General features: G+C 52.2%; 19 protein-coding genes. 2 read left to right on the top strand and 17 right to left on the bottom strand.

Going from position 1 to position 17566, the window contains the following annotated elements:
• Positions 1 to 121: 121 nt before the first annotated feature.
• Positions 122 to 1066 carry an endonuclease/exonuclease/phosphatase family protein gene (locus IX84_RS04730; RefSeq protein ID WP_044216952.1) on the top strand — a complete coding sequence of 315 codons (945 nt, stop codon included), beginning with the start codon at positions 122 to 124 and terminating at the stop codon, positions 1064 to 1066.
• A gap of 70 nt (positions 1067 to 1136) precedes the next feature.
• On the opposite strand, the gene IX84_RS04725 is transcribed toward IX84_RS04730, so the two are convergent.
• The 3 genes from IX84_RS04725 to IX84_RS30680 form a co-directional block, all read right to left on the bottom strand.
• On the bottom strand, positions 1137 to 1820 hold the full coding sequence (locus IX84_RS04725; protein WP_052515765.1) for an RloB family protein: 684 nt from the start codon (positions 1818 to 1820) through the stop codon (positions 1137 to 1139).
• On the bottom strand, positions 1813 to 3141 hold the full coding sequence (locus IX84_RS04720) for an AAA family ATPase (RefSeq protein ID WP_044216947.1): 1329 nt from the start codon (positions 3139 to 3141) through the stop codon (positions 1813 to 1815). Before IX84_RS04720 ends, IX84_RS04725 begins: the two co-directional genes overlap by 8 nt.
• A 124-nt stretch (positions 3142 to 3265) precedes the next feature.
• Complete coding sequence (locus tag IX84_RS30680; protein WP_052515764.1) at positions 3266 to 3856, bottom strand: hypothetical protein; 591 nt, start codon at positions 3854 to 3856, stop codon at positions 3266 to 3268.
• Positions 3857 to 4025: 169 nt separating this feature from the next.
• On the opposite strand from IX84_RS30680, the gene IX84_RS04710 reads away from it, so the two are divergent.
• Positions 4026 to 4664: a sugar-binding protein gene (locus IX84_RS04710; protein WP_160213664.1), complete on the top strand. Its 639-nt coding sequence runs from the start codon at positions 4026 to 4028 to the stop codon at positions 4662 to 4664.
• Positions 4665 to 4772: 108 nt separating this feature from the next.
• Here IX84_RS04710 and IX84_RS04705 read toward each other — a convergent pair whose 3' ends face one another.
• The 14 genes from IX84_RS04705 to IX84_RS04640 all read right to left on the bottom strand — a co-directional run bounded on the left by IX84_RS04705 (position 4773) and on the right by IX84_RS04640 (position 17517).
• The gene (locus IX84_RS04705) at positions 4773 to 5336 is read right to left on the bottom strand and encodes a bifunctional nuclease family protein (RefSeq protein WP_044216945.1); all 564 of its coding nucleotides are present in this window, start codon (positions 5334 to 5336) and stop codon (positions 4773 to 4775) included.
• Positions 5337 to 5368: 32 nt separating this feature from the next.
• Positions 5369 to 6478: an NHL repeat-containing protein gene (locus IX84_RS04700; RefSeq protein ID WP_044216944.1), complete on the bottom strand. Its 1110-nt coding sequence runs from the start codon at positions 6476 to 6478 to the stop codon at positions 5369 to 5371.
• A gap of 6 nt (positions 6479 to 6484) precedes the next feature.
• Positions 6485 to 6886 carry a group III truncated hemoglobin gene (locus tag IX84_RS04695; RefSeq protein ID WP_044216943.1) on the bottom strand — a complete coding sequence of 134 codons (402 nt, stop codon included), beginning with the start codon at positions 6884 to 6886 and terminating at the stop codon, positions 6485 to 6487.
• Entirely contained in the window at positions 6886 to 7950 is a 1065-nt protein-coding gene (gene hypE / locus IX84_RS04690; RefSeq protein WP_238578227.1) for a hydrogenase expression/formation protein HypE, read from the bottom strand. Before hypE ends, IX84_RS04695 begins: the two co-directional genes overlap by 1 nt.
• A 13-nt stretch (positions 7951 to 7963) precedes the next feature.
• A complete protein-coding gene (hypD, locus tag IX84_RS04685) occupies positions 7964 to 9076 on the bottom strand; it encodes a hydrogenase formation protein HypD (protein WP_044216942.1) in 1113 nt (370 codons plus the stop codon).
• A gap of 46 nt (positions 9077 to 9122) precedes the next feature.
• The gene (locus tag IX84_RS04680; protein ID WP_044216940.1) at positions 9123 to 9407 is read right to left on the bottom strand and encodes a HypC/HybG/HupF family hydrogenase formation chaperone; all 285 of its coding nucleotides are present in this window, start codon (positions 9405 to 9407) and stop codon (positions 9123 to 9125) included.
• Positions 9398 to 11728 (bottom strand): carbamoyltransferase HypF, encoded by a 2331-nt coding sequence (hypF, locus tag IX84_RS04675; RefSeq protein ID WP_044216937.1) that lies wholly within the window; start codon positions 11726 to 11728, stop codon positions 9398 to 9400. Before hypF ends, IX84_RS04680 begins: the two co-directional genes overlap by 10 nt.
• Positions 11728 to 12450 carry a hydrogenase nickel incorporation protein HypB gene (gene hypB / locus IX84_RS04670; protein ID WP_076650619.1) on the bottom strand — a complete coding sequence of 241 codons (723 nt, stop codon included), beginning with the start codon at positions 12448 to 12450 and terminating at the stop codon, positions 11728 to 11730. The genes hypF and hypB overlap by 1 nt, the downstream gene beginning before the upstream one ends.
• Before the next feature lie 235 nt (positions 12451 to 12685).
• Entirely contained in the window at positions 12686 to 13051 is a 366-nt protein-coding gene (locus IX84_RS04665) for a hydrogenase maturation nickel metallochaperone HypA/HybF (RefSeq protein WP_044216936.1), read from the bottom strand.
• A 14-nt stretch (positions 13052 to 13065) separates the two neighbouring features.
• Positions 13066 to 14577 carry a hypothetical protein gene (locus tag IX84_RS04660; RefSeq protein WP_044216934.1) on the bottom strand — a complete coding sequence of 504 codons (1512 nt, stop codon included), beginning with the start codon at positions 14575 to 14577 and terminating at the stop codon, positions 13066 to 13068.
• Positions 14552 to 14875, bottom strand: coding sequence for a hypothetical protein (locus tag IX84_RS04655; RefSeq protein WP_044216932.1), 324 nt, complete (start codon positions 14873 to 14875; stop codon positions 14552 to 14554). Before IX84_RS04655 ends, IX84_RS04660 begins: the two co-directional genes overlap by 26 nt.
• Positions 14875 to 15246: a hypothetical protein gene (locus IX84_RS04650; protein WP_044216930.1), complete on the bottom strand. Its 372-nt coding sequence runs from the start codon at positions 15244 to 15246 to the stop codon at positions 14875 to 14877. The genes IX84_RS04655 and IX84_RS04650 overlap by 1 nt, the downstream gene beginning before the upstream one ends.
• Positions 15247 to 15251: 5 nt before the next feature.
• Positions 15252 to 15740, bottom strand: coding sequence for a hydrogenase maturation protease (locus tag IX84_RS04645; protein WP_044216928.1), 489 nt, complete (start codon positions 15738 to 15740; stop codon positions 15252 to 15254).
• A gap of 178 nt (positions 15741 to 15918) precedes the next feature.
• Complete coding sequence (locus tag IX84_RS04640) at positions 15919 to 17517, bottom strand: nickel-dependent hydrogenase large subunit (protein ID WP_044216927.1); 1599 nt, start codon at positions 17515 to 17517, stop codon at positions 15919 to 15921.
• Positions 17518 to 17566: the final 49 nt, after the last annotated feature.

The raw sequence follows: 17566 nt of genomic DNA, 5'->3' as shown, positions 1-17566 counted from the left end.
CTGCCGTGGCTAACTTTTGCAATAGCCCCTTACATTTGAACTCTGCTTATGGCACAAAACGGGATGAAAAAGTGTTCTCTTACAAGAAGCTACTTCTTTTTGAAAGCACAACTTTACGCCCATGGTAGCCTTTGAAAAACCAAATTATACCTTCCCCTTTTCCGTAGAGACGGAACGGCAGCACCTCCTGCAGCACAAAGCCAAACGGAGTATTCCCGAAAAAAGAGAGGACCGCCTGCTCATTGCCACCTGGAATGTAGCCAACCTGGGGCTGCACGAGCGCACAGAAGCCCACTATCAGCTGATTGCTGAGATCATGAGCTGGTTTGATATTGTAGCTGTTCAGGAAGTTCACGACGACCTCAGCGGGCTGTACCAGTTGGAATCCTTCATTGGCTCTTCTTATGAGCCCATGTTTACTGACCGGGGTGGGAATGACGAGCGGGCTGCGTACTTCTATGACACCAGCAAGGTGGAACGAATGCCCATGACCGGCGAGCTGGCCATTGAGCCCGCTGCTCATCGTTGGATTCGGCTGCCGGGGGTAGAACAGGCCTTTCGCGGTTTTGACCGCAATCCTTACATCGGCAGTTTTCAGTTTCGCAACCATCGGTTTATGCTGGTCAATGCACACCTTTTCTTCGGCGGCACGGCTTCGGCCGATATTAACCGCCGGGCGCTTGAAGCTTACGCGGTAGGCCGCTATGCAGACCTGCGCCGGGAAGATGAGCATGCCTTTTCTCCCAACATCATCGCGCTGGGCGATTTCAATATACCGATTGCCGCATCCGGAGACCCGATTTACGATGCGCTTTCCAAACGCGGGCTGACGGTGCCAAAGCACTCCACCCGGATTGCTTCCAGTATTTCCACCGATGCGCAGTATGATCAGGTGGCGTTCTTCCCAAGCCTGAAGCGCAAAATCAAAAACAGCGGAGTGTTTGACTATGACACGGCCGTTTTCCCTGAGCTTTGGGACCGGCTTAGCGAGGAGGACTTCAAGGCGTACTGCCGGTACTACATGTCGGACCACCGTCCGATGTGGGTGGAGGTGGATTTTGATTGATTATAGGGCGGGATCCCCCTTAGAATGGGCCTGGTTTTCAGGTTGGGGCGCCGTATTTTAGCTTGTCAGACTATAAATATTGATTCAACTCTTGGACCAATTGAAAAACAGTTGTACAGGGGGTTTTATCAGAAATAGCCAAATGAGCTTGCTCGTCGTGTAATTTTTTTGCTCGATAAATGGCTTTTTCTTGATTCGCATGCTCATCTTCTAAAAGAATTTGGTATATCCTTTCACAAAAAGCCTTAGTTTTTCCATCCTTTGAATAATTGCATCCCCAAAGCTCACTTAGCCTTTTAAAATACTGACCCCTATTCCAGGGCGTGTCAATGTATTGATAATGCAAAACAAACCAAAGTTCGAAGGTGTCGTTTGAGTAAGCTACGTTGATACTGTTCTTGTAAGCCAGCTCTACAGCCCTATTGTAGTCTCCTTTTTGTTGGTTCCCTTGCTCCTGATTGATATCCATATCAAAAACCACCCACACTTCCTTTTCCTTTAGGGATTCATCAGATGTCAGAAGCTCAATGACACTTTCTACCAATTTAGTTTTCGATTGCCCCAGCCCGAAAGACTCAACCTGAGCATTTCCGAGAGGAAAAGATTTGAAATATTCTGGTTCGGTGTTCATGCCTTCGCACACGATATAAAAAGATTTGGCCTTAGACCTCGTCCCAATATGAGGTGGTTTCGTCTTAGTCAACTTTCTATTCCAAGCCTTTCCCCGGTCTGTTTTCTTTACTTTCCTACTCATTGCCCACATAGTTTTCAACAGCTCTTTCCAGGGCGGTTAGATTATGCGGAATAGCGTTGTACTTACCCATTAAGTAATCTTTCTCAAACGAACTGTCATTACGCACGCCTTTAAATTCTGCCAGAGCATACAGTTCTGTAGCACCCGTGCTATCCTTTTTAGTGAAGGCGATCTGATCTCTTCTCAGCAATCGGGCGTCTAGCAAATTAGAGTCGTGGGATACAAAGATGAGCTGAGCATTCCGCTTGTTCGTATTGGGAGAATGGAAAAGCTCAATGATCTTTCTACTAAGATTGGGGTGCAGCCGGGCATCGAACTCGTCAATGACAAACAGCCCCCCATGGTCCAAAGTGTGAAAAAGGAAAGGGCTTAAGGTCGCTAGTTTTTTTGTGCCTTCCGCTTCCTGCGAGTGTAAGGTTAGAGGAACCTCCTTCAAATTGCCCTTGCTATCTGTTGCCGATCTGTAAATGACCACATAGCCCGCTTTTCGGTTTTCACTGGGTTCCTGAACCATAGATATGCGCGATGTTGCTTCCGCTTTTGGAACATCCACTATGTCCAATCTGGATATTTTGGAGTCGATGGATTTTAAAAAATGGGTTAATCGCTTTGAAAAACTTTTATCCTGATCTAGTTTATTTAGCAGGACAACCCAATTGAAAGGGTCTTCAAGGCCAGACGAAACATTGATGTTTTTTAGGAAAGAGTGGTGTATGCTTTTGGCAATACGACCGTTAAATGCATTGACTAGAGAAAGGAAAAGCACATTTTCGCGATACAAAGGAGATGCCTGATTAGTTTTGGGAACAAACGCCAACCCTTCCCGAAATTCTTTTTCGTTGATCTTAATTTCATCGCCCTCTCTTTTAAAATAGTACCGTTCTCTTATTTTCGACGCTTTATCCGAAGTGAGGGGTTTTCCAAACAGCCATTCCGTAATTATTCGTGTTTTATCAGCTTCAAAACCGTATCGATACTGTACGCCCTCGGCAATAAAGGCGACCTGAAAGAAGCTGGGTTCATGGTGGGCTTCTTTTTGGAATAAGAATGGGACGATCTCTTTCTGTAGAATCTGCTCATCCTTTATGCATTCACGAATGATCCTGATCATACTCCGAAACCCCCGGATCAAATTGCTCTTGCCGCTTCCGTTTGCACCAAAAATAGCCTTGCTTTTCAGTAGGCTGAAATCTTTCCCTATCTGAAAAAGATTCTCCTGATCTACTTTCGGAAATTTGGACTTGATGGCGGCCGACTGCATGTGCAGTGTCTGAATTTCATGAAAAGACCAGAAGTTACCGAGACTAAATTCAATGACCATAATCGCATTATTTGTGTGTATTTCACAAATATACAAATAAAATCATTAAAATACTTGTTCTTGGAGCCGCGAAGAGCGCCTGTATTAGACCACAGCAGAACTGGGCATGGCCTCAAAGACCGGTTCAAAAACCAAACAGCTTGTAATAGGATTCCTTCCCAAGGTGGTACAAGTTCTTCTCGGCCAGCGCTTCCAAATCGCTGCCGGAATCAATAGTAATCCAATCGTCAATAGAGCCCCGGTAGTAATACCTTTGGAAGGTAAACTCACGCTCGCCTTTGCGCTGAACAAGAATGATCCGCATTCTTTCCTCGTAACGTGCGAACCTGTTCAACATCGCACCAGGGTTTTCCCGGGTACCAGACATAAAGCCTCTCAGTAGTTCTGATCCTTCAGTTGTGGCTCCTCTTTCTTTGGTATATATGCGAATTTCATCACCGCAGATATCCAGCTTGAAGTCATGCAGCGACTTATTTCGACGTAATTCCTTTCCGATAGCGGCTATCTCCGCTTCTTCAATATGACTTTCTTTAATTTTACGGATATAAGCCTGCCCGGAATCGTATTTTTCAAATACCTCGTACCCCACGGGCACTTCTTGCAGGCATTCGGCATCTTTCTTCTGGGTCAAATAGTACGTGGTGTTGCCTTTCTTCGTGGCCCGCGATTTGAGATAATACGTTTTTCCTTTCGTGGTTTTAAATGTAAATGACATCTTATTTATAATTGTTGTGGCAACAGCCGAAGTTAGAAAATTGTGGAGCAGTTTAGTGTATACTCCCCTTCTGACTTTATATAGTACCTAATCTGCCAGGCTCAAACTTGCTTTTGCTCTACTCGTGTAATTTTTGGAGGTGTTGTCAGCAAATATGTACCTTTCCCAAATGAACCATCACCAACCCACAAAAACCTATAGAGTAGGAATTGTGCCTACTCCACCGAACCTATTTCCTGGTTGGCAACCCGCCACCATCCTCCGCGACTTTTCCTCCCCCTGGCTGGAAGTTGAAGACACCGGAACAGCTTTCCGCGCCCTCCACGATGGCGTGCATCTCTATTTCCGGTTTGATGTACAGGAGCCCAATATTCTGATCTACGAAAAAGACCACACCAAGTTCGACGTCCTCAATTCCGAGCGGGTGGAGATTTTCTTTCGGCAGGACCCGGAATTAAAGCGGTACTTCGGACTGGAGATGGACCCGCTCGGCAGAGTCTACGATTACCAGTCGAGCTACTACCGCCAATCGGATAAAACCTGGGGATGGCCGGAAGGGCATCTGCAACTGGAAACGGGGCGCACGCCCTCCGGTTACTGGCTACAGGGGCGGATCAGCATTGAGTCTCTCCGCAACTTGCATCTGATTCAGGATGGCGGTTACCTGCAAGCGGGTTTATACCGGGGGCGCTGCCTCGACATCACTGGAGATAAAGCCACCTTCAACTGGATCACCTGGGTGGACCCGCAAACCGGGCAGCCCGATTTTCATGTCCCTTCATCATTTGGGTGTCTGCAATTGGCGTAAGCCAAACAAAGGAAGGTGCCGCCCGTTGCCCAGCCAAAAGGCAAATGTTATATGTTAGAGGTGAATTGGGAAGAAGCGGCACAAGCCTATACCTTCAGTGAACAATGATCAGGAATTGGACAGGCGGGTGATAGCATCCCGAATACGGGAAGCCGATTGGTAATCTTCCCGTTCCACCGCCTGCTGCAATAAGGCCTCTAACTCAGGCAGGGTATAGTCCTCCAGCTTCCCTTTGATCCAGGCGGTATTAGGTGTTAAGCGGTTGGACAGAATGCCGTGCTCGTCCATGATATTGTCAGCTACCTTAACCGGACAAGAAAGCCGAAGCGCCAGGGCGATGGCATCAGAAGGGCGGGCATCCTGCTCGAAAGTATCGCCATCGGGTTTCCTGAAAGTGAGCAGGGCACAAAAAGCCTCGCCTTCCATACGGTTAATCCTGGCTTCCCGCAATTGGAGCCCTGCCGATTGAAGTACTCCGGCAAAGAGGTCATGAGTGGCCGGGCGCGATAGTTCCCGGCTTTGTACTGCCAGGGCAATGGCCTGCGCCTCCGCATGCCCCAGCTTAATAGGTAACCGCCGAAAGCCATCCACTTCTTCCAGTACCAGCACAAAAGCCTGAGATTGATCGGGTGCATCCGTAAGCGCTGCTACTTCAACGGTTATGTAATCCATGGGGTGGCAGATTGGGGCGGTTAGAGAAAGGCTTACTTTGCGAGCTGATTGATAACGATGCGATGGTTGCCGGTGTCGGCTGCAACCATGGTCTGCCCTTCAATACTCACCTGAAAAGGCCAGTAGAGGCTCTCCTCGGTTGTCCAAATGGTCTCTTTATTTTCGCTGCCCGTGGTAAAGTTTTTCTGCCCGATCAGGTTGTCGGCCGGCGTATTATGTTCGAAAGGCAGTTGCTTAAACCACAGGATGCGGCTGTTGCCGGTATCGGCTACCCATAGTCCATCTTTATAAAAGCAAGAGTCATAACACCAGTTCAGGGTATTGGCCTGCGGGAACCACCCGTACTGATTCTGCCCGTTGCCCTCAAAGGAAGCCTGCCCGATAATGGCATCTGCCTTGCTGCCAAAGGCCTGCTTCCAGTCATGCCAGAGCAGGACCCGGTAATACTGCGTATCGGTAATGGCCAGGGCACCATCAGGGCTTACTTTCACTGAGTAAGGCCAGATGGGGTCATTGTGGTCGTAGTCGCGCTCCTCGAAGGAAGGCTTGCCCAGCACTTTATCCGCGGCGGCATAATTGGAAGCGGGAATGGTCTCAAAAAATAATACCCGCCGGTTGCCTGTATCGGCAATCCACAGATGTTGCCCATCTGAAAATACGCCGTAGGGCCAGTGCAGGGACTGAGCGGTAGGGTGGTGGCTAATCCCGGCTACATTAGCCTCATTACGTTCAAAATCGGGTTGGCCGATGACCACGTCTGCCGGTTGGCCGTCCTTTTCCGGCAATTGGTGCCAGACCAGAACGCGGTGGTTCCAGGCATCAGCTACGATCAACCGTTGGCCATCCGACCAGATGCCGGAAGGATAGAACAGGGTGGATGCTGAAGTGCCGCCACCTGCATTCCGGCCAGTTTCTGCTTTGGCGGGCTGCCCCAGCACCACATCCGGGTCCTGGTATTCATGTTCGGGCAGTTGGTGCCAGATGAACAGGCGGTTCTGGGCGGTATCAGCAACAAAAAGCCGGTTATGGCTCAGGAATACGCCTCTTGGAGCAAGCAGAGGGCTGCCTTCTGCGCCTTTAAAAACCCGGGTGTCCTGAAGAAGCTCGGGGCGTAATTGTTCCTGTGAGGAAGTGGGTGTCATCGTTTTTTAGTTGTTGAGCTCCTTACGGCGGCGCTCCAGGTTATCAATTTTGACCCGGATAACGGCAGCGATCGACCGGGCTTTTTGTTTGGCTTCTTCGGCTTTTGGGCCCTCGAAGTGGGTGTTGACCGTTGCCTGGAAATGCTCCAGCCAGCGTTCGAAGTGGCGGGCTTTAAGGGGCTTTTCCATGTGCAGCTCCAAGTGCTTCTGCAAGGTGCCACCCTGATAGATACCGGTTTGGAAGAGGACCGTTTCCCAAAAATCACAAATCAGTGGCAAATGCTCGGCCAGGTGTACGTTGGCGGCTTCCAGAAAAAAAGGGCGCAGCAGGCGGTCCTCCAACATTCGTTTGTAGAAGTCGTCCACTAGCATCTCAATATCACTGCGGTTGTTAATGTCTTTTTTCATCAGCAAATCCGTGGTAGTTGCTCGCCGGTGAGCATGTTCACTACGCGCTTGCCACCGATGCTGCTGGTAAGCACGGTCTTGCGGGGATGGTCTGTTGTGACTTCCCCGATGATGGCGGCATTCTCGCAATATGGCTGCTCCCGCATCATAGCCAGGGCTTCATCCGCTTTTTCAGCAGCCACTACGGCAATAAAGAGCCCTTCGTTAGCTACGTAGAGCGGGTCGAGCCCAAGCATTTCGCAGGCACCAGCCACCTGCGGGTCAATGGGCAGTTGGCGCTGTTGCAAATTCACGCCCAGCCCGGTGTCCCGGGCAATCTCCGTAAGTACCGTAGCGACACCGCCCCGGGTAGGATCACGCAGCAGGTGGATGTCGGGGCCAAAAGCATCGAGCAACGCCCTGACCGCGTGGTTCAGATTGCAGGAGTCGCTTTCAATTGTAGTTTCGAATTCCAGCCCTTCCCGTACGGACATGATGGCCATGCCGTGGGTGGCCAACTGCCCGCTCACGATGATTTGGTCGCCGGGCTGTACCCGGTTGACGTCGATTTGTGCTCTGGGGTGCAAACGGCCAACGCCGGTGGTATTGATGAAGACCTTGTCGCCCTTGCCTTTTTCCACCACTTTGGTATCGCCGGTGACGACTTGCACGCCCGCTAGTTCACAGGCGACCTTTACTCCGACGAGCACTTCCCAAAACTGCTTAACCGGCAGCCCTTCCTCCAGGATGAAGCTCAGGGACAGGTACTCGGGCAGCGCCCCGCACATGGCGAGGTCATTCACGGTGCCATTCACCGCCAGCTCACCGATATTCCCACCCGGAAAAAAGATAGGGGAAATGACGAAGCTGTCGGTGGTGAAGGCCGTAGGGCCGCTGAGGTTCAGGGTCGCTCCATCATGGCGCTTGTCCAGAATGTCATTCTTCAGTACTTCAAATACACCGCTGTCCAGGAGCCGGTTGGTTAGCAATCCACCACTGCCGTGCCCGAGTGTAATTACCTCAAAGTCGAGTTTGGGCATTGGGCATTGCAGCTGCATGCGGCGTTTTTGGTCGGTTATTGCCATAGTTTAGTGGGGGTTAGGGTTGTACGGTTTCGAGTTCTTCCAGCATGCCAGAAAAGTGATAATAGGCGGCGCAGGCGCCTTCTGAGCTGACCATAGGGGCACCCAGTGGGGTCTCCGGTTTACAGGCTTTGCCAAAATTGGGGCATTCGAATGGTTTTTTGATGCCCTTCATGACTTCGCCGGCGATGCAGCTGTCACTTTCCGGTGCTTCCGGGATGTTAACGTCGAATTTAAGGCGGGCATCATACGCTGCGTATTTGGCCTTGAGCTCGTACCCGCTGCCAGGGATCACTCCAATGCCCCGCCACATCCGGTCTGTAATATCAAAGACCTCTTCCAGTGTTTTGATGGCGTGGGGGTTGCCCTCCGGACGGACCATACGGGCGTACTGATTTTCAAGTTTATGCTCGCCGTTCTCCAGCTGCTTTACGGTCATCAGAATGCCTTGCAGTAAGTCCACCGGTTCGAAACCCGTTACCACAATAGGCACTTTGTATTTATCCACCAGCGGATAGTACTCGCTGATGCCCATGATGGTGCAAACGTGGCCGGCAGCGAGAAAGCCTTCAATTTGGGTGGCTTCATCATCCATCACAGCTTCGATGGCGGGTGGGACAAGTACGTGCGAGGTGAGAATAGAGTAGTTTTTCAGCTCGTACCGGTCGGCGTGCACGACGGATAGTGCATTGGCCGGCGCGGTAGTTTCAAAGCCCACGGCAAAGAAGACCACTTCCCGGTCCGGGTTGTCCCTGGCGATGTTGACCGCTTCGAGGGGAGAGTACAGGATACGGATGTCTGCGCCATTGGCTTTGGCTTCCAGCAGGCTCTTTTCGGAACCCGGTACGCGCAGCATATCACCGAAGGAGCAAAGAATGACGTTTTTTTCTTCTGCCAGGTAGACCGCCTTATCGATCAGGTTAAGCGGGGTGACGCAGACCGGGCAGCCGGGGCCATGCACCATGCGCACCTCATCGGGCAGCATATCGAGGATGCCATTCTTGACCAGACTGTGGGTTTGTCCGCCGCAGACTTCCATGATGGTCCACGGGCGGGTGATGGTTTTCCTGATTTCATCGAGGTATTGGCGGGCCACTTCGGGGTCCCGGTATTCACTGAGAAACTTCATAGCGGGTTATTTTTTAGGAATCAAAAAATGGGGGCATCAGTGGCTGTCAACTGTACTCTTTCTGGTCGGGCAGGAAGCCGTGAATGTTCAGTTCTTCTGCCACTTCTCCCATTTGTTCCAGGTATTTAAAGGTTTGCCGGGCCTCGGCTTCATCCACCACGCTAATCGCCACGCCCACGTGCACCAGCACATAGTCGTCTACCTTGGCATGGGGCACCATTTCCAGGCTCGCTTCTTTAATGATGCCGCCAAAGGACACCTTGGCGACCTGGACGAGCCCGTCGTATTTGGATTCTATCGTTGTTATTTTTCCGGGGATTGCTAAGCACATGGTTGAGTGTTTTTAGAAAGTGAGGTATGTATTGCGGCGCTGCGCTGGCCTGTCAGGTAGCAAATGAGCTGTCCGAAGGCGATATTTTCATCGTTGGGGGAAAGGCGTTCGTGAAAGTAAGCGGTATAGCCCTGTGGTAGTGCATCGGTTAGCAAATCGATCAGCAGCCCGTTTTGGAAGACACCGCCTGAGCAGGCAATATGCTGTACGCTAAGGGTCGTAGCTGCAGTAACGGCGATTTGTGCCAGCGTATGGTGGAAGCGGGCCGCAATCAGGCCTTTAGGTGTACCTTGTTTCTGGTCTGCCAGGATTTGAGCCATTACAGGCTTCACGGGAAGGGGAGTGCCCGCTTGCCAGTGAAAATCGTAGGGTTCGGGAAGCCTTTCATGAGCAATATGTTGCCGGGCGAGTTGTTCCAGTAAGGTAGCTGCTTCTCCCTCGTAGGTTTGGTGGCTGGCGAGCCCAAGTAGGGCAGCTACCGCATCGAAGAGCCGCCCCACACTTGACGTTTGCAGCCCGGCATGGCGGTCCAGCATACGGTTGTAGAGGCTCCATTCTGTATCCGAAAATAAGGGTTGGAGGCAGGCTGCTGCACCCGGTAGCCCAAAGGTGGCGGACAGGGCGGAAACCCGGGGTTCTTTTGGCATTTTGTCGCCCAGTATGGCGCTGAAGTAATCGAAATGGGTGACCCGTTCAAACTGATAGTCCTGGTAGAGAAAACATTCCCCGCCCCAGATTTGCTGGTCATCGCCCAGTCCGGTGCCGTCCCAGATCAGCCCGAGTACAGGTTCTTCCTGATCCCACAGGTGATGCTCGCCCAGTATGGCGCCAAAGTGGGCCTTGTGGTGTTGCACCAATTGTAGCGGAATATCCTCGGACGCACTGAGCTCTTGTGCAAAATGGGTGGAAGAGTATTGAGGATGGGCGTCGGCGAGAATGACTTCCGGCCGGGCTGCCAGCGTTTGAGTTAGGTGGGCATAAGTCGCCTGATAATGCTGTTGAGTTTCGTATTGTTCCAGGTCGCCCAGGTACTGGCTCAGAAAGGCCTTTTGCCGGTGCAGCAGCCCAAAGGTGCTTTTGAGCATAGCGCCCGTAGCCAGGATGGTCTGATTGGGCCAGGGGATGTCCGTTTCCAGGTAGGAAGGGGCGAGCCCGCGGGAGCGCCGCATCCAAATTGGGCGATTATGGTGTGGGGTGAAAGCCAGTACGCTATCGTCCTGTGGCGTGGCGATCGGTCGATTATTCAGCAGGATTTGATCGGCAATTTCGGGAAGGGAATGTAGTGCGGTTTCATCCTGATAGACAATTGGGATATTGCTGATGTTGCCACTTGTTGCCACTACCGGTTGGCCATATTCGGCCAGCAGCAGCTCATAGAGTGGGGTGTAGGGTAGCATGACGCCGATCTGCCCCAATCCGGGTGCGATATCGTCTATGGCCAGTTGGGCTTTGGCATTTTCTTTAAAAGGCAGCAGTACAATTGGGGAGACTGCCCCTGTGAGGGCCTGAGCTGCTGCCGGGCTTACCTGTGCCATCTGTTCCAACTGGCTGAGATTGGGGAAAAGCAGGGCGAAAGGTTTGGTGGGCCGCTGTTTTCGGGAGCGGAGTTGTTGTAACGCTTCAGCGTTCCCGGCATCACAGGTAAGCAGGTAGCCCCCAATGCCTTTGATGGCGACGGTCTGCCCGTCTGCCCAGGCCTGGGTGACTGCGTTTATGATTTCTGTTTGGGACAAGTCTCGTGGTGCTCCGTCAGCCCAGAGTGTTAAAGTTACGCCACATTCGGCGCAGGAATTGGTTTGAGAATAGTAGCGCCGGTCGGACGGGTTATCGTACTCCTGTTGACAGGCAGGGCACATTTCGAAGCTTGCCATCCCGGTATTGGCCCGGTCATAGGGCACCGATTGTATAATGGAATAGCGGGGGCCGCAGTTTATGCAGGTTGTGAAAGCATAGCCTGAGCGCCGGTTCCTGTCATCATGAATATCGGTCCGGCAATCTGCACAAAGCGCGACGTCGGGCGTAAGCAGCAGGTCGGGCTCACCTTCGCTTTGGCTGTGCATAATCTGAAAGCTGGCGAAGGGCTCCGGGGCAATCACATGGTACTGTAAACTAAGGATGCGGGCCAGGGGCGGAGCCTGATACTTCACCTGCCGGCAAAAATCACGAATGCCTGTTTCATCCGTATTTAACCGGATGTGTACGCCGTCCAGTGTATTATTTACCCACCCATTCAGCCCGAACTGATGTGCCAAACGGTAAATGAAGGGGCGAAAGCCAACGCCCTGTACCTGCCCCTGAATATGGATGTGCCAGGTCTGCATTAGGAAGCGGCTAAGGAAGCGGCTTCTTTTTTCTCGGCTACCTTGTTCAGCAGCCAGTTGCACCAGGCATCCACACCAGTACCATTGATAGTGGACAGCTCCATCACATCAATGTCCGGGTTGATATCCCGCGCATCCGCTACAACATTATCTACGGAGAAAGGCAGGTACTCCAGGAGGTCTACTTTGGAGACCAGCATCAGCTCACTGGTGAGGAACATCCGCGGGTATTTCTTAGGTTTATCATCGCCCTCCGTGGTAGCGATGAGCGTCACACGGTAGTCCTCGCCAAGGTCAAAGGAGGCGGGGCAGACGAGGTTCCCAACGTTTTCTATGATCAGTAGGTCTACGCCATCGAGATTGAGGCTCTCCATAGCCTGCCAGACCATCTGTGCTTCCAGATGGCAGATGCCACCTGTAACGATTTGCAGGGCATCCCCGCCTACGGCACGCAGCCGGTCGGCGTCACGTTCGGTTTCCAAATCGCCCACCAGGATTTTGATATTGATCTGACCGCCAAGTCGCTTGATGGTTTCCTGCAGGAGTGTGGTTTTTCCGCTGCCGGCTGAAGAGGTGATATTGAGCAGGAGGATATTTTGCGCCGCCATTTGCTTTCGAATACTATCGGCAACAAAATCATTGGCTTTCAGGAGGTGCATGGTTGTATTATCACAAGTTACTGTACCTCTTGCGGCTTTGGAGGACCGTTGGATTTTTTGCATGTCTTTTGTTTGCTTTTGCTTGTATCCTTACAAGGTACGCATTGAGGGAGAATAAAAAAAGTAGAACTCCGGTAAATCTCTGTGTTCCTATGCTCCAGGCTTTGTAAAGCCAATTAAAATTTTGAAAACAGGTAAAAGGGTATGGCGTTTAAAGGCTTAAACCCATGGGAATTAATGGGTTTAAGCGGTTGGGCGCGATTGCTCAGTATCGTTTGTTGAATTTTGGCCACTTTTTCTAAGCAGAGCGCACCGAGGCCGGTTCTGCAAAGTGGATGCGGTGAATAAGGAGCTCTGTACCGCTCACCACATCGCTGCTTGGGCGGCCGCAGGAGCAGGCAAATTTGTAGTCTTTCACCGGTGAGTTTTTGTCACAGACCGGGCAGTAGACTTCAATAGGGACGGTTTCGATATTCAGCGTGGTCGTTTCGTACTTGCCTTCAGATTGGGTTACGGCAGCAAAGGCATTTTGCAGCAGTATAGGCTCTACGTTGGAGAGTAGCCCTACCTTGAGGTCCACTGCCTGTAGGCGGCTAAGCTCCTCCGGGCTGAACTCGGCTTCGAGGGTATTGAAAACAGTGCGTATGAGTGATATTTCGTGCATGGTTGTCCAGACATTTAAGCGTAAGCGGAACGCAGTTGCTCCAATTCTTTGAGGTGGGCAGTGGCTTCCTCACGAAGGGCATCATCGGTAGCAAGCCGGGCCGCTTCCTCTGCCTTGTCTACCATATTCTGATAGCGGGTTTCGTCGAGTTTATCTTCCTCCATCCCCAGGTGCCACTGTGCGTTGAGGTAGTTGAGCAGGATCAGGCAGCGCTCTGTAGGGAATTCAGCAGCGGTGCGTATGCTCAGAGCTTCCTGATAGTAGAAAAGCGCCTTCTCAAAGTTATCTGACAGCTTCGCCTGCGGATATTTGGTCAGGGCGTTGCCGTAGTGGTTGCATACGGTAGCGTAGGCATGGGGATGGGTATCCTTTTGGTAAATGTCCAGTGCTTCGCGGAAAGCAGAAGAGGAGACCCCTGCCCAGATGCTTTTCTTTTTTACTTCGTCGGGGATATCCGCGTAGATGATGCCGAGGTGGTGCTGAATGTCGGCATAGACTTGCGGGGCTTCTTCCCGTGTGAATATCTGTACGGCTTTTTGAAAACTTTCGGCAGCCGGGCGGTAAAACTGAGGGTTGTTGGCTTGGGCCCAGGCCAGCAGGAGTATGCCTTTTCGGTAGTTGGCTTCAGCAGCCAGCAGTGGCAAATTTTCCCGCTCAAAAGCAGTCAGGGCTTTGTTGTAGCAGCCGTGGCTTTCAGACCAGTTTTCACTGAATTGCGCAATCTGGCCAGCTTCCAGCAACAGTAGCGCCTGCTCTACATCCCGTCCCTGGCTTTCATAGTGGCCCAGTACGTCGCGCATCATTTGCTGCAAGGCCGCCAGCTTATCCTGAGGGTAGGGTGGGGTCAGGTGTTGAGTCCATATTTGGCAACGGGTGCGCTGCAGCTCCATCCGTGCATCTGCTGAGATATCGGAGTGGAGGGCAATATTTACCACCCGGTCTGCATCTTCGTGAGCCCCGCTGTCGAGCAGCAAAAGGGCAAAATGCTGAGCGGTGAAGGCCCGGTACTCTTCATTAGGGGAGCACTGAAGGGCTTCCAGGTAAAAGTACTTGGCTTTATTGAGGCTTGGCGTGTCGAGTGCCGAGCTGTAGTGCAGCACAATGGCCTGATTGTGCATAAGCCGGTACTCTTCAAAGGGAGAGTAGGAGGAGGGGAGCTCCTCCGGGGCTACTTCAATGCCCTGCTGCAGGCGGTTGAGGATATCAAGCTCCAGGTACAGGCTGTGGTTGCCTGCGCTGAGCAATCCCTGACAGCGCTCGAAGTTGTTGAGCCGGGCGTAAAGCAGCCCGAGGAAGTTGGGGCCATCGAGGTCAATAGCATCCGGCAGCAAGTATGGCGGATAGATGTTGTGCCAATCGATACCGGTGTGGATTTCACCCTTTCGGATCATCACACTGTGAGCATTGGCTGCCGGGCGTTCTTCAAGGAGGTCTACCAGGCGCACGAGCTCTTCCAGGCGGTCTTCTTGTTGGAGAAAACCCCGGAGCTGCTCGTGGATATCAGTTGGTGCATATACGGAAAGCATCCCATTCAGATTTTAGTGTGCCGCGGGCGTCTTTTCGGATGCCACGCTGCAGGATTTTTGCGTAAGTCAGTGCTTTTTGTTCGGAGTAGTACACGTCGATTTTGCGGGTAATGAACCGCATGGCGTTGTGTACATCCACGAAAACCATCGAAAGGTGCCAGGCACTGTTTCTGGCTTGCAGGCAATAACGGACTTCGGTGTCCATTAGCCATGCTTCTTCGGACAGCAGGTCGAGGGGCGTATCCGGAGCGGGGCGCTCAGCCTCCTCTGCAATTGTAAGACCCGGTGTAATGAACATCAGAGGCTCACATTGAGTACCCCGAGGGCATCTTCCGCTTCGTAGGCCAGCGTCCGGTCCTCTGCTGGAATGCCATTGTCAATGAGCAATTCGTGCAGCGCTATACTCCGGTTGCCCTGAGCGTCACCGGCTTTTAGTAAATGCTGTTTCGATTTGTGCAGCTGCCGGAAGAGCTCGTTCTCCGCACCTGCAATAAGGAGGGAGCGTTTCTGCGGGTAATACACGAGGTGTACATTAAAGGTACTGCCAAATATGCGGTCTGCAATTGCTGTGGGAATCACTAAATGTGATGTGCGAAGGCTCACCGCTGCCTGTTCCTGCTGCTGCGCTGCCCGCATTTGCTGCTGTAGTGCTCTGGGCGGAATAAACATAGCTTTTATTCGTTTTGCAGTCTCTCTTTTAATAAGGCGACGACCTGGTCGGCACCTGCTTTGGCCTCATCAGACATACCTACGTTGAAGCGGGTATCTTCTACACTGATGAGGTAGACTTCTACTTCTTCCGGGTAATCGCCCCCAAGTATTTTGCGGGCATAGGACAAGGCCTGATTCCACTTCAACCCATGCAGAAATACCAGAGGGTCTTCTTCAATCTGCGCTTCTACTTCTGATGCCGGCAGCCGGTAAATGGTCCCGGTCGCTTCGCCGGTATTGACTACAGCGTCTACCAGGATGATCCGCTCATGGGCTTTGAGCTGGAAAAGGACTTCAAAGGCAGAGGTGCCCATATCGAAAACCTGGCACTTTTCCACGCCTTCAAGGGCTTCCTGAAGCTGCTGCGCTACGTAAACACCCACGCCATCATCTGCCCGGACAGGGTTGCCAAAGCCAAGGATCGCAGTGCTTACGGGTAAGGTTTGTACCATAGTGGAGGTTCGTTTTTCTTACAGATTGGGATAGCCCGGGCTATAATGGTACAGCCCGGGCCTGCCCTAAAAGTGCGTCGCTATCGGTTTTAGTTAAAATGACTTGTTGCGGGGCATCAGATGGCTTCAACCGGTGCATGATCCGGGTTGCGTTCATTGGTGCCCCGGCAGGGCAAGTCTAAAGTTTGAATTTAGCGAGTTGCTTTCCGGATTTGTTGTCGTGTGCATGCACGGTACAGACCAGGCAGGAGTCAAACGAACGTGCCACCAAGCCAACTTCCACCGGATCGTGGGGATCTTCGATTTCAGTGCCTTCCAGGGCTGCTTCAATCGGGCCGGGATTGCCTTCCGAGTCATTCGGGCCGACATTCCAGGTGGTAGGAGCAATGATTTGGTAGTTCTCAATCACACCGTCCTTGATCTTGATCCAGTGTGCAAGTGCACCACGGGCGGCTTCCGTAGCCCCCCAGCCGATGCCATCTTTCTCTTCCGGTTTGATATAGAACTCATCGTCCAGGTTGACCTGGCTGAGCCAGTCGTTGATCATGGTATACAGTCGTGGTGCTTCGTGTACCCGTGCCAGGCTCCGGGTAAAGACCGACGGTCCCATCTTTTCCATGATGTCTGCAAAGAGCGGGTCTTTGATCTGATGATCTGTATTGGCAGGGTTAGCCGCCATGATCACCCTTGCAAGTGGGCCAGCCTCGGCAGCATGTTGCATGAAGCGGGGCGCTTTTGACCAGCTGTACTTACCGTCAAAGTCGGTATGCTCCAGAGTCGTGGAGTTGATAGAGGCATCCGGTGCAGGTTCATCGAATGGGTGGAGGGCATTGGCCTGATTTTCGTACCAGGCATGCTTCACGTGCTCTTCCACCATCTTTTGATCGGCATCGTAGTATTGCTTGCCGTCCCAGAAGCCAGCCGGGCTGATGAGGGCTGGGTTACGGCCCTCGATGGTTGGTTTGTTGTAAAGATCTTTATGGAGGTAGGTGCCCCATGCCAGGAACTTGCCTACACCCTGACCGAATTTGTCGAGCCCGAATTCAATACCGGCACGCAGGAAGAGGCCTAGATCGCTGTTACGGTGGCTTTCATTCTCTTCCAGCCACTCCATCATATCATCCCAGCTCTGGATTTGCAGGTAGCGCTCAATTGAGCAGCCCAACCATACCGGCTCGAGCCAGTCGTTGCGGAACTGATTCATGATGGCATGTGCCCGGGTGATATCCTTTAAGGTAGGGGCGCACATCACGCCGCCCGGAACCATATAGCTTGAGTGTGGCCATTGGCCGCCAAACAGGGCATACACTTCCACCGGGCGCCCGCTCGCAGTCACACCTTTCTGGAAGGAGGTGCCCACATAGGCAGCAAAGCGCTTGACGACTTCATCGTACAAAGGCTTATTGGCAAATTTCTTATTCGCCAGGTCGGTTGCAAAGATGGCATAAAACCAGCGCGGGATACTTTGGATGGTCTCTGTAGCCTGACCGATGGCCCGCAGCAAAAGTGCGTTGGGCGGCAGCGTTGTTCCCCAGGCTGTATCAAGGGCAGAGGAAGCAGAGTACAGGTGGGACCCCCCGCAGATGCCACAGGCACGAGGTGTCACGATCAGGCCCGACTGCGGGTCCTTGCCCACGAGGATTTTTTCGAAACCCCGGAACATGGCTGCCTGTGTATGTGCGCGGGTGACCCGGCCGTTTTCCATATAGACTTTAACGTCCAGGTCGCCTTCTACCCGGCCGACCGGAGATATGTTGAGTTCTTTAACTTGAGTCATTTTTAGCTTACAATTTTGACAATAACTAGATTGAGGTTAGAGATGGACA

The organism is Phaeodactylibacter xiamenensis, assembly GCF_000759025.1.
In the GTDB taxonomy this organism is placed as follows: Bacteria; Bacteroidota; Bacteroidia; order Chitinophagales; family Saprospiraceae; genus Phaeodactylibacter; species Phaeodactylibacter xiamenensis.
The sequence above is the reverse complement of the archived record's forward strand: the minus strand, read 5'-3'. Positions and strand labels throughout refer to the sequence as shown.

Coding starts and splice junctions, on each gene's coding strand:
- IX84_RS04705 (WP_044216945.1), bottom strand. CDS start 5,336: ATGGATTACATAACCGTTGAAGTAGCAGCGCTTACGGATGCACCCGAT.
- hypF (WP_044216937.1), bottom strand. CDS start 11,728: ATGCAGACCTGGCACATCCATATTCAGGGGCAGGTACAGGGCGTTGGC.
- IX84_RS04655 (WP_044216932.1), bottom strand. CDS start 14,875: ATGTTCATTACACCGGGTCTTACAATTGCAGAGGAGGCTGAGCGCCCC.
- IX84_RS04660 (WP_044216934.1), bottom strand. CDS start 14,577: ATGCTTTCCGTATATGCACCAACTGATATCCACGAGCAGCTCCGGGGT.
- IX84_RS30680 (WP_052515764.1), bottom strand. CDS start 3,856: ATGTCATTTACATTTAAAACCACGAAAGGAAAAACGTATTATCTCAAA.
- IX84_RS04640 (WP_044216927.1), bottom strand. CDS start 17,517: ATGACTCAAGTTAAAGAACTCAACATATCTCCGGTCGGCCGGGTAGAA.
- IX84_RS04695 (WP_044216943.1), bottom strand. CDS start 6,886: ATGAAAAAAGACATTAACAACCGCAGTGATATTGAGATGCTAGTGGAC.
- IX84_RS04710 (WP_160213664.1), top strand. CDS start 4,026: ATGAACCATCACCAACCCACAAAAACCTATAGAGTAGGAATTGTGCCT.
- hypB (WP_076650619.1), bottom strand. CDS start 12,450: ATGCAAAAAATCCAACGGTCCTCCAAAGCCGCAAGAGGTACAGTAACT.
- IX84_RS04730 (WP_044216952.1), top strand. CDS start 122: ATGGTAGCCTTTGAAAAACCAAATTATACCTTCCCCTTTTCCGTAGAG.
- IX84_RS04720 (WP_044216947.1), bottom strand. CDS start 3,141: ATGGTCATTGAATTTAGTCTCGGTAACTTCTGGTCTTTTCATGAAATT.
- IX84_RS04665 (WP_044216936.1), bottom strand. CDS start 13,051: ATGCACGAAATATCACTCATACGCACTGTTTTCAATACCCTCGAAGCC.
- IX84_RS04700 (WP_044216944.1), bottom strand. CDS start 6,478: ATGACACCCACTTCCTCACAGGAACAATTACGCCCCGAGCTTCTTCAG.
- IX84_RS04650 (WP_044216930.1), bottom strand. CDS start 15,246: ATGTTTATTCCGCCCAGAGCACTACAGCAGCAAATGCGGGCAGCGCAG.
- IX84_RS04725 (WP_052515765.1), bottom strand. CDS start 1,820: ATGAGTAGGAAAGTAAAGAAAACAGACCGGGGAAAGGCTTGGAATAGA.
- IX84_RS04680 (WP_044216940.1), bottom strand. CDS start 9,407: ATGTGCTTAGCAATCCCCGGAAAAATAACAACGATAGAATCCAAATAC.
- IX84_RS04645 (WP_044216928.1), bottom strand. CDS start 15,740: ATGGTACAAACCTTACCCGTAAGCACTGCGATCCTTGGCTTTGGCAAC.
- hypD (WP_044216942.1), bottom strand. CDS start 9,076: ATGAAGTTTCTCAGTGAATACCGGGACCCCGAAGTGGCCCGCCAATAC.
- hypE (WP_238578227.1), bottom strand. CDS start 7,950: ATGGCAATAACCGACCAAAAACGCCGCATGCAGCTGCAATGCCCAATG.